Below are 10324 nucleotides of genomic sequence, written 5' to 3'. Positions count from 1 at the left end.
GCCCATCGGGCCTTCTTCGATCTCGGCGTGGTCGAATTCCAGCACAAAGGGCGACGGCCCTTCGCCAGCGCGGCCATCCGAGACCTTGATTTCCAGAATGGGCTGCGCCTCGGCCGCGACCCGGCCCCAGACGCCGATGCCGCGCAACAGCCGTTGTGACGCCAGCGCCAAAGCATAGCCGCGGCCGTCGAAATCGTCGCCTTGGCGGGCGGACACCGGCAGGGCGTCGATCACTGTGACGCTTAGCCCTCCCATCGCCAGAGCCAGCGCCAAAGCCGGGCCATTCAGCCCGCCACCTACGATCAGGATGTCGGAATCATATGTCATGCTTTGCAATATGCCCCCACGGGCGGGATTGTCCATGCGCCGCTATGACGCTAGTATGACGCTAGCGTTTTTCTGAACGGAGGCGATAATATGACGCAGGACTGGTTGAGGATGAGCGCCGGCGATCTGGGCCGCGCAATCGGGGCGGGCAGGATTGATCCGGTCGCCCTGACCGAACGCTTCATTCAGGCGATTGCCGATCACCCCCATAGCCGCCGCATCTATGCCCGCACCACGATCGAGCGTGCCTTGGCCGAGGCCGGGGCCGCCCATCAACGCGCCCGCGATGGCGCGCGTCTGGGGCTGCTGGACGGTGTGCCCGTCAGTTGGAAAGACCTGTTTGACAGCGCCGGCACCGCGACCGAGGCCGGATCGGCCCTGATATCAGGCCGGGTGCCCAAGCGCGACGCGGTGGTTCTGGCCAACGCGACAGCGGCGGGGCTGGTCTGTCTGGGCAAGACCCATATGTCGGAACTGGCGTTTTCCGGGCTGGGGCTGAACCCGGTCACCGCAACGCCGCCTTGCGTGAATGACGAATCCGCCGTGTCGGGCGGATCGACTTCGGGCGGGGCGGCGTCGGTGGCTTATGGTTTGGCGGCGGCGGCGGTTGGATCGGATACCGGCGGATCGGTGCGAATCCCGGCGGCGTGGAACGATCTGGTCGGGATGAAAACCACCAGCGGGCGGTTGCCGCTGACCGGCGTTGTGCCTTTGGCGGCGCGGTTCGACACCGTCGGTCCGCTGACGCGCACGGTCGAGGATGCAGCGCTGATGCTGGCGGCGCTTGAGGGCCGCAAACCCGCTGATCTTCGCGGCGCCAGCCTGCGCGGGATGCGGTTCATGACCCTGAAAACCGTGGCGATGGAGGGGCTGCGCGGCGCCCCTCGTGCCGCCTTTCAAAGCGCGGTCGAGCGATTGCAGGCGGCGGGCGCGATCGTAAAGACGCTGGAAGCCCCCGAAGTGGCGCAGGCGATGGACCTGGCTGCGATCCTGTTCACGGTCGAGGCCTATGGCACATGGAAAACCCGGATCGAGGCCGCCCCGGACCGCATGTTCCCGATGATCCGCGAACGGTTCCGCTCGGGGGGGCAGTTCTCGGGCGCGGATTATGTCGCGGCGTGGCGCCGGCTGGACACCCTGCGCGCGCAATGGGCGGCGCGGGTGGCCGGGTTCGATGCGGTGCTGGTGCCGACCTCGCCGATTCTGCCGCCGAACGCTGATCGGTTGATGACCGATCCCGAGTATTACGTGGCCGAAAATCTGCTGGCGCTGCGCAACACCCGCATCGGCAACCTGATGGATTGCGCCTGTCTGACTCTGCCGACCGGGGTTCCATCGACCGGGATCAGTTTCATGGCGCCGCCGATGGCAGAAGAGCGCCTGCTCAGGATCGGGGCAGCGGCCGAGGCGGCTTTGGCCTGAGCCGGACTATTTTTCCACCAACTGCCGCAATTCGCGGGCTTTTTCTGGACCAATCCGCCGCTTGAATGTATCCTGATTTGCAAACGGGGCGTTACGACCCCGATGAATGAGGCAGACATAGTTGGGCGAAATGGCCTATCCCGAGCGGTTTTCGAACCTGCCAGAATACGCATTTCCGCGTTTGCGGAGCCTTCTCGACTCGTATGAGCCGGGCGGTGAGGTCATGCATATGACCATCGGCGAACCCAAACATGCCTTTCCCGATTGGGTCGCGGACATCATCGCAGAAAATATCGCGGGCTTTGGCAGCTATCCCCCGAACGACGGATCGCCCGAACTGTGCGCGTCGATCGTTGCGTGGCTGAACCGGCGCTATGGCGTGACGGTGGATCCGGCGACTCAGATCATGGCGCTGAACGGCACCCGTGAAGGTCTGTTCAACGCGGCGCTGGCGCTGTGCAACGAGACCAAGAATGGCAAGCAGCCGGTCGTCCTGACCCCGAACCCGTTCTATCAGGTCTATGCCGTGGCCGCCGCCGCTGTCGGGGCCGAACCCGTCTTTGTCTCGGCCGATCCCGGCAATGGCTTTCTGCCTGACTATGCGTCGCTGCCCGCTGATGTTCTGGACCGCACCGCGATTGCCTATCTGTGTTCGCCCACCAATCCGCAGGGCGCCATCGCCGACCGCGCCTATTGGGAGACCCTGATCGCGCTGGCCGAGAAACACGATTTCCGCGTCTTTGCCGACGAATGCTATTCCGAGATCTACCGCGACACCGCACCGGTTGGTGCGATGCAGGTCGCGCGCGAGATGGGGGCCGATCCCAATCGCGTGGTGATTTTCCATTCGCTGTCGAAACGCTCGAACCTGCCGGGGCTGCGCTCGGGGTTTGTGGCGGGCGGCGCCGATGACATCGCCCGGATCAAGCGCCTGCGCGCCTATGCCGGGGCACCGCTGCCGCTGCCGCTGCAACGGGTGGCCGAACGGGTCTGGGCCGACGAGGCCCATGTCGAAGAAAACCGCCGTCTTTACCGCGAGAAATTTACGCTGGCCGATCAGATTTTCGACGGCGTGCCCGGCTATGCCGCGCCGCAGGCCGGGTTTTTCCTGTGGTTGCCGGTCGAAGACAGCGAAGATGCCGCGATGAAGCTGTGGCTGGAGACAGGTGTGCGGGTTCTGCCCGGCGCCTATCTGGCGCGCGAGGTCGATGGCCAAAACCCCGGCAAGGGGTTCATTCGGGTCGCTTTGGTGGCCCCAATCACAGAAATGCAGCGTGGGCTTATCCGGCTTCGCGACTGTCTCTACAGGTAAGGGTTAGGTATGGCTTCGTATCAGATCAAACAACGCGATCCCCTGTTCGATTCCAACATGCAGGCGGCGATTGAACGACGCGGCAAGGAATTGCTGGGTCTGGGATTGATTGCGCTGGGGGTCATGGTGGCGATGCTGTTGGCATCCTATGTGCCCGAAGACCCGTCGTGGCTGTCTGCGACCGATGAGCCGGCGTCCAACCTGTTGGGCCGGTTCGGGGCATCGGTGGCCTCGCCCTTGCATGTGATTGTCGGTTTGGGCGCGTGGGGCATTGCCGTCGTGCCGATTGGCTGGGGCATGCGGTTCGTGCTGCACCGGGGCGAAGACCGGGCGCTGGGCCGGGTGGTCTTTGCGCCGATCGCCATCGCGCTGGCGGCGATCTATGCCGCGACCCTGACGCCTGCTGCGGGCTGGACCCATGAATTCGGCATGGGCGGCCTGTTTGGCGACACCGTGCTGGGCGCTATTCTGAACATCGTTCCCGTGACTGCCGCCTTTGGTCTGAAACTGATGGCGGTCGGGGCGTTTGCCGTGCTGATCGGCTTTGGATTTTTCGTGCTGGGCTTTGATCGGTCCGAGCTGCGCGCCCTGCTGCGGTTCCTGATCCTTGGGCTTGTGGTGACCTATGCGCAGCTGATGACCCTGCTGGGGCGTGGCGCCAGCGGTGCGGTTCAGGGTGCCCGCCTGATGCAGGCCCGCAATCAGGCCCGCCGCATGGCCGAGGCCGCGCCGCATAACGAGCCGATCGTTCACCGCGCCGTGGCCGCTGCCGCCGCCCCCACCGCGCCTGCGCCGGTCAAAGCCGGGCTGCTGGGCCGGATGCCGACCCTGATGAAACGCCAGCCCGATCCCGAACCGGAACTGATCGAACCGATTTCGCCCGAATACAACGGCGATCCGATCAGCGAGGACCGGATCAAGGCCCGCATCGCTGACGTGATCCGGTCGCGCGTGCGTCAGGCCCCGGTCGAGCGCAGCGAACCGCAACTGGTTGCTGAGCGCCGCGAGCCGCCGGTGGTGAACACCGCCGTCAGCGCCGCGATTGCCCGCCGCCGTGGCGCACCCGACCCGCTGTTGGCCCGTGAAACCCCGCGTATGACCCCGCCGCCGCAGCCTTTGGTTCTGGAACCCGAGGATGAAATCGACGTCTTTGATGTCGATGCGTTCGATCCGCTGTTCGACGAACCCGAAGCCATGACCAGCTATGATCTGCCGGTCTCGACCCCGCGCAAGGTCGTGCAACATCCGGTGAAAAAGCTGGTCCAGCCGTCGCGCCGCGCTCAGGAAGAGGCCCAGCCGGCCCTGCAATTCGACGAACAGGCCGCCGCTTACGAGCATCCGCCGCTTAGCCTGCTGACCAGCCCCGTGCATATCGAGCGCCATCACCTGTCGGATGAGGCGCTGGAGGAAAACGCGCGGATGCTGGAAAACGTGCTGGACGATTATGGCGTCAAGGGCGAGATCGTCAGCGTTCGCCCCGGCCCGGTCGTGACCATGTATGAACTGGAACCGGCGCCGGGCCTGAAAGCCAGCCGCGTCATCGGTCTGGCCGATGACATCGCCCGCAGCATGTCCGCCCTGTCGGCCCGCGTCAGCACCGTGCCCGGCCGCAGTGTGATCGGGATCGAATTGCCGAACGTCAACCGCGAAAAAGTGGTGCTGCGTGAAATCCTGTCGGCCCGCGATTTCGGCGACAGCAACATGCGGCTGCCGCTGGCGCTGGGCAAGGATATCGGCGGCGATCCGGTCGTGGCCAACCTTGCCAAGATGCCTCACCTGCTGATCGCCGGGACCACCGGCTCGGGTAAATCGGTGGCGATCAACACCATGATCCTCAGCTTGCTTTACAAGCTGACGCCCGAGGAATGCCGCCTGATCATGATCGACCCCAAGATGCTGGAACTTTCCGTCTATGATGGCATTCCGCACCTTTTGTCGCCGGTTGTGACTGACCCGAAAAAGGCGGTTGTCGCCTTGAAATGGGTCGTGGGCGAGATGGAAGAACGGTATCGCAAGATGTCGAAAATGGGCGTCCGCAACATCGAAGGATTTAACGGCCGGGTGCGCGACGCGCTGGCCAAGGGCGAGATGTTCAAGCGCACGGTTCAGACCGGCTTTGACGACGATACCGGCGAGCCGATCTTCGAGACCGAACAATTCCAGCCCGAGGCACTGCCCTATATCGTGGTGATCGTCGACGAGATGGCCGACCTGATGATGGTCGCCGGCAAGGAAATCGAAGCCTGCATTCAGCGGCTTGCACAGATGGCGCGGGCGTCGGGTATTCACCTGATCATGGCCACGCAACGCCCGTCGGTCGATGTGATTACCGGCACGATCAAGGCCAACTTCCCGACCCGGATTTCGTTCCAGGTCACCAGCAAGATCGACAGCCGCACCATTCTGGGTGAGCAGGGTGCCGAGCAACTGCTGGGCATGGGTGACATGCTGTATATGGCTGGTGGCGCCAAGATCACCCGCGTGCACGGCCCGTTTGTCAGTGATGAAGAGGTCGAGGAAATCGTCACTTACCTTAAGGCATTCGGCCCGCCGGATTACATGAGCGGCGTCACCGAAGGCCCGGATGAGGACCGCGAAAGCGACATTGATCTGGTGCTGGGTCTGGGTGGCAATACCGATATGGAAGACGCCCTCTATGACACTGCGGTGGCGATCGTTCTGAAGGATCGGAAATGCTCGACCTCGTATATCCAGCGCAAACTGGCGATCGGCTATAACAAGGCCGCGCGTCTGGTCGAACAGATGGAAGACCAAGGCGTTGTCAGCGCCGCGAACCATGTCGGCAAGCGCGAAATTCTGGTGCCCGAGCAATAACGCGCCCCTCGCCAGAACGTGAGAAAACGACAGGTGCAATGCCGCATGTCAGGCCCTAGATTGGCGCTATGAAACTGTATCATATCGCCTCTCTGGCCCTTGCGGCCTCGCTTGCGGTTCTGCCCGTTCGGGCCGATCCGATCCCGCTGGCGCGGATTTCCGATTATTTCAACGGCTTCACCAATGCCGAGGCCCGGTTCACCCAGATCAGCGACGATGGCTCGGTCGCCACCGGCACGCGGTATATCCAGCGGCCGGGGCGGATGCGGTTCGAATATGATCCTCCGCAAGCGGCGCTGGTGATGGCAGGTGGCGGTCAGGTGGCGATCTTTGATCCGAAAACCAATCAGCCGCCCGAGCAATATCCGCTGAAGCGCACGCCGCTGAACCTGATCCTTGAGCCGCGCGTCGATCTGACCCGCGCCGATATGGTGGTCGGTCATGTCAGCGACGACACCACCACCAGCGTTCTGGCGCAGGATCCCGAGAACCCGGAATACGGCATGATCCGGCTGGTGTTCACCGATGACCCGGTGCAATTGCGGCAATGGGTCATCACCGATGGCGCCGGCGGCGAAACCACGGTCATTCTGGAGCAGATGGAACTGGGCGGCGAGTTGTCGCCGCGCCTGTTCAATATCACCGCCGAAGCCGAAGCCCGGATCGGCCGCAACTAGCGACAGCTTTGCAACTGATAGCGATAGGTCTCGGACCGCGCCGCGACCGAGTTGGCCACGTCGATCAGCCACGATTTGCCCTTATAGGTGCCACGCGCGAACCCGGTCTGGCCCTCGTGATAGGCCAGATATTGATTGCGGGCATCGTTCAGGGAAATCCCCAGCTTTTCTTGGGACTGGTTCATATACCAGCCGATAAAGTCGGTTGAATCGGCGATATTGTCCCGGCGCGCGCCCATGTTGCGGGTCGAGCGGCGGTATTCGTCCCAAGTCGCATCCAGCGCCTGACTATAGCCATAGGCCGAGCTTTGCCGCCCCATCGGGATCACGCCCAGCAGGTATTTATGCGGGGTGCGGGCATCGCTGTCGAATTTGCTTTCCTGATAGATCGTCGCCATCTGCACGTTAATTGGCACGCCCCAGCGCCGCTGGGTCTTGTTCATGGCCTTCATGTAATTCGGCCGCTGACTGACGATGCTGCACGCATTGTCGAGATTGCGCGGAGGGGAATCGCCGCCGCCACAGCCAGCCAAAGCCAGCAGGCACAGGATAACCGTCGCGCGAAAGAATCTGCTCATCTGCCTCTCGCTTATTTTGATTTGTTTTGTGGCAAGGATAGGGGAAATCGCGGCGGCGGGCAAATCCGCGCCAAAGCCTCAGAGCAAAAAAGCCAGAGTCAGCGGAATAGTTGCAACAGACAACAGGGTCGAGACCACGACAAGGCCGGCAACGGCATCCGAATCGGCGCCGTATTTCTCGGCCAGCAGATACGAGGTGACCGCGACAGGGGTCGAAACCTGCACCACCAGCACTGCGAATGGCTCGGGCGCCAGGCCGAATGCGCGGCCGATTACCGCCGCGATCGCGACGCAGGTGCCGATCTTGAACGACGACAAAACCAGCGCCTGACCCAGCTTGCCGGGCCGCAACCGCGCCACCGCGACGCCCAGCGTGATCAGCATCACCGGGATCGCCATCTGCCCGATCAGTTCCAGCGCGTTGGTCAGAAACTTGGGCGTTTCCCAGCCCTGCCACAGGAAAATCCCGCCCAGAACCGTGCCCGCAACCAAGGGTTCCTTGATGACTTTCAACGGCGATCCGCCGCCCGACACCAGCCAGATGCCAAAGGTAAACGAATAGATCGCCATCACGGCAAACACCACGACCGCATAACCCAAGCCGCTGTTGCCAAAGGCGAAAATCGCCAAAGGCAGGCCCATGTTGCCGGTGTTGCCAAAGATCAGCGGCGCCAGATAGGTGCGGATGTCGAGACCGGCCAGACGCAGCCCCAGAAAGAACACCGCCGTCACCGCACCGTAAGCCGCAGCCGAAGCCAGCGACAAGGTGGTCAGGGCCTGCGGGTCGATGTCGGTTTTCATCAGAGCAACAAAGATCAGACAGGGCACCGAAAGGGTCATTGCCAGACGGGTGACGAACTCGACCCGGTATTCAAACCCCATCTTGACCCAACCGAAACCGACCGCCGCCAGCAGGAACACCGGCGCCACGATTTCAAGCACTGTAAGGACGAGGTTCACAATCTGTTTCCCTGATTCAGGGCGCGCCCGCATGGACAAGACACCCCTGTCAGGATTACTAACTGAGGTTGGGGGTTACAACGCAATGCTTAAGTCGCAGGCGAAATATCATCTTGGCCAGGTGGTCCGTCATCGGAAACACCCCTTTAGGGGTGTGGTCTTTGACGTCGATGCGATGTTTTCGAACACCGAAGAATGGTATGATGCCATCCCCGAGGACAGCCGCCCCTCGAAAGATCAGCCGTTCTATCACCTGCTGGCCGAAAACGACCAAAGCTATTACGTCGCCTATGTGTCGGAACAGAACCTTCTGCCCGACGACACTGGCGAACCCGTCAGCCACCCCGATCTGCCCGACCTGTTCGGCGAATTCGAGGACGGGCATTATCCGCTTCAGTTCCAGCTGAACTAAGCCGGGTCAGTATCCCAACGCACACCCATCCTTGCGCGGGTCCGACCCGCCTTGCAGCACGCCCATTTCGTGGTCGATGAAAATCGCCTGCGCGCCGCCGATCGGGGCGCTGGGCGTGACGATCCGGTGGCCCTTGTCGGCCAACGCCGCACGCACGTCATCGCCATAGCCGCGTTCGACCTGCATCTGCCCGGCATCCGCGAAACAGCGCGGCGCGTCGATTGCCGCCTGCGGGCCAAGGCCGTAATCGACGACATTGGTCAGGAACCGCGCATGGCCGTTGGCCTGATACGCGCCGCCCATCACCCCGAACGGCATTTCCACCCGGCCATCGCGGCGGATCATGCCGGGAATGATCGTATGCATCGGCCGCTTGCCGCCGCCCGCCTCGTTCGGGTGTCCGGCCTCAAGGGTGAAACCCGCGCCGCGGTTCTGGAAGTTGATGCCGAATTTGGCCGAGGCCAGACCCGAGCCAAAACTGTTGAAGATCGAATAGATCAGCGACACCGCCATGCGATCCTTGTCGACCACAGTGATATAGATCGTGTCCTTATGCACGGTCTCGCTTAGCTTGGTGGCGCTGTCCATCGCCCGGTTCGGGTCAATCAACGCCGCCAGCCGCGCCGCCGTATCGGGCGACAGCATGTGATCCAGCCGGGTGATGTAATCAGCATCGGCGATCACGCGGTTGCGGGTGTCATAAGCCAGCTTGGCGGCCTCGGCCTCAAGATGCGCGCGCTCGGCACCAAAGGGGGCAAGGCCGGGCAGATCGAAATGGGACAGGATATTCGCCAGCAGGATCGCCGTTGCGCCCTGACCGTTGGGCGGATGCTCGACCAGATCGACGCCGTGATAGGTGCCGCTGATCGGGGTGGTATAGGTGCAGGCGGTCGCGGCGAAATCGTCCAGCGTGTGAACGCCCCCCAGCGCCACAAGGGAATCGACCATGTCTTCGGCGACTTCGCCCTCGTAGAACCCGGCGCGTCCGTCGGTGGCGATGCGGCGCAGCACCTCGGCCTGCGTGGGGGCGCGAAAGATCTGGCCAGCGGTCAGCGGTGCGTCGTTCAACAGGTAAAACCGCCGCCCGTCGCCCTGCAGCAAATGCGCGTTCTCTTGCCAGTCAAACGCGACGCGCGGCGCCACCGGCACACCGGCCTCGGCATAATGGATCGACGGGGCCAGACAGGTTTTCAAGCCCAGCTTGCCCCAGTCCCTGCTCAGCGTGCAGAACGCATCGACCGCCCCCGGCACGGTGACGGCCGAAGCGGCGCGCGGCGGCATCACGCTCAGGCCCGATTGGCGCAGAACCTCGGCAGACAGGGCCTTGGGCGCGCGGCCGGACCCGTTCAGGGCAACGATATCGTCGCTATCGGGCGGGGACAGCAGCACAAAGCAATCGCCGCCCAGCCCGGTCATCGCCGGTTCGCATAACCCCAACAGGACGGCCCCGGCAATCGCGGCATCAACGGCATTGCCGCCAGCCTCAAGCATCTGGATCGCGACCTTGGCCGCCAGCGGATGCGAGGTCGCACACAGGCCGTTACTGGCAAAGACCGGGGATCGCCCCGGCAAATGGAAATCGCGCATTTTGTCCTCCCCTTGACGGGGGCAGGTTAAATTCGAATGTGACGCTTTCCAACCGGGGATTAACGCCCGTGCCGCACCGGAACTTTCGGCGGACGCAAGCGCAGCCGCAGCCGCATACAGTTGGTTCGGGCCTTTCGGCAATATTGTATGCCCTCGCTGAGTTGTAAGATCAGCGCCCAGCCATAACCGCCCTCGGCCAAGGCATCCGGCGGTG

General features: G+C 63.1%; 9 protein-coding genes. 5 read left to right on the top strand and 4 right to left on the bottom strand.

Going from position 1 to position 10324, the window contains the following annotated elements; genetic code table 11:
• Positions 1-363 (bottom strand): FAD-dependent monooxygenase (locus tag ABYW26_RS05285; protein WP_372603745.1); only part of this gene is annotated, 363 nt, incomplete at its 3' end.
• A 75-nt stretch (positions 364-438) separates the two neighbouring features.
• Here ABYW26_RS05285 and ABYW26_RS05280 point away from each other — a divergent pair.
• From ABYW26_RS05280 to ABYW26_RS05265, 4 genes are all read left to right on the top strand, one after another.
• Entirely contained in the window at positions 439-1749 is a 1311-nt protein-coding gene (locus tag ABYW26_RS05280) for an amidase (protein ID WP_372603744.1), read from the top strand.
• Positions 1750-1879: 130 nt separating this feature from the next.
• Complete coding sequence (locus ABYW26_RS05275; RefSeq protein WP_372603746.1) at positions 1880-3061, top strand: aminotransferase class I/II-fold pyridoxal phosphate-dependent enzyme; 1182 nt, start codon at positions 1880-1882, stop codon at positions 3059-3061.
• Between the two features lie 9 nt (positions 3062-3070).
• Positions 3071-5896, top strand: a complete 2826-nt coding sequence (locus ABYW26_RS05270) for a DNA translocase FtsK (protein ID WP_372603743.1) — start codon at positions 3071-3073, stop codon at positions 5894-5896.
• Between the two features lie 68 nt (positions 5897-5964).
• Positions 5965-6573 carry an outer membrane lipoprotein carrier protein LolA gene (locus ABYW26_RS05265; protein WP_372603742.1) on the top strand — a complete coding sequence of 203 codons (609 nt, stop codon included), beginning with the start codon at positions 5965-5967 and terminating at the stop codon, positions 6571-6573.
• On the opposite strand, the gene ABYW26_RS05260 is transcribed toward ABYW26_RS05265, so the two are convergent.
• Complete coding sequence (locus ABYW26_RS05260) at positions 6570-7151, bottom strand: transglycosylase SLT domain-containing protein (RefSeq protein ID WP_372603741.1); 582 nt, start codon at positions 7149-7151, stop codon at positions 6570-6572. The two genes, ABYW26_RS05265 and ABYW26_RS05260, sit on opposite strands and share 4 nt — an antisense overlap.
• Before the next feature lie 78 nt (positions 7152-7229).
• Positions 7230-8111 (bottom strand): AEC family transporter, encoded by an 882-nt coding sequence (locus ABYW26_RS05255; protein WP_372603740.1) that lies wholly within the window; start codon positions 8109-8111, stop codon positions 7230-7232.
• An 85-nt stretch (positions 8112-8196) separates the two neighbouring features.
• Between ABYW26_RS05255 and hspQ the strand changes: the two genes are divergently transcribed.
• On the top strand, positions 8197-8523 hold the full coding sequence (gene hspQ / locus ABYW26_RS05250; protein ID WP_372603739.1) for a heat shock protein HspQ: 327 nt from the start codon (positions 8197-8199) through the stop codon (positions 8521-8523).
• A gap of 6 nt (positions 8524-8529) precedes the next feature.
• On the opposite strand, the gene ABYW26_RS05245 is transcribed toward hspQ, so the two are convergent.
• Positions 8530-10110, bottom strand: a complete 1581-nt coding sequence (locus ABYW26_RS05245) for a gamma-glutamyltransferase family protein (RefSeq protein WP_372603738.1) — start codon at positions 10108-10110, stop codon at positions 8530-8532.
• Positions 10111-10324 lie beyond the last annotated feature (214 nt).

The organism is Actibacterium sp. (assembly GCF_041584535.1).
In the GTDB taxonomy this organism is placed as follows: Bacteria; Pseudomonadota; Alphaproteobacteria; order Rhodobacterales; family Rhodobacteraceae; genus Actibacterium_D.
The sequence above is the reverse complement of the archived record's forward strand: the minus strand, read 5'-3'. Positions and strand labels throughout refer to the sequence as shown.

Excerpts from the sequence above, each read along its gene's own strand:
- ABYW26_RS05275 (WP_372603746.1), top strand. The coding sequence starts at position 1,880 with ATGGCCTATCCCGAGCGGTTTTCGAACCTGCCAGAATACGCATTTCCG.
- hspQ (WP_372603739.1), top strand. The coding sequence starts at position 8,197 with ATGCTTAAGTCGCAGGCGAAATATCATCTTGGCCAGGTGGTCCGTCAT.
- ABYW26_RS05270 (WP_372603743.1), top strand. The coding sequence starts at position 3,071 with ATGGCTTCGTATCAGATCAAACAACGCGATCCCCTGTTCGATTCCAAC.
- ABYW26_RS05245 (WP_372603738.1), bottom strand. The coding sequence starts at position 10,110 with ATGCGCGATTTCCATTTGCCGGGGCGATCCCCGGTCTTTGCCAGTAAC.
- ABYW26_RS05280 (WP_372603744.1), top strand. The coding sequence starts at position 439 with ATGAGCGCCGGCGATCTGGGCCGCGCAATCGGGGCGGGCAGGATTGAT.
- ABYW26_RS05265 (WP_372603742.1), top strand. The coding sequence starts at position 5,965 with ATGAAACTGTATCATATCGCCTCTCTGGCCCTTGCGGCCTCGCTTGCG.
- ABYW26_RS05260 (WP_372603741.1), bottom strand. The coding sequence starts at position 7,151 with ATGAGCAGATTCTTTCGCGCGACGGTTATCCTGTGCCTGCTGGCTTTG.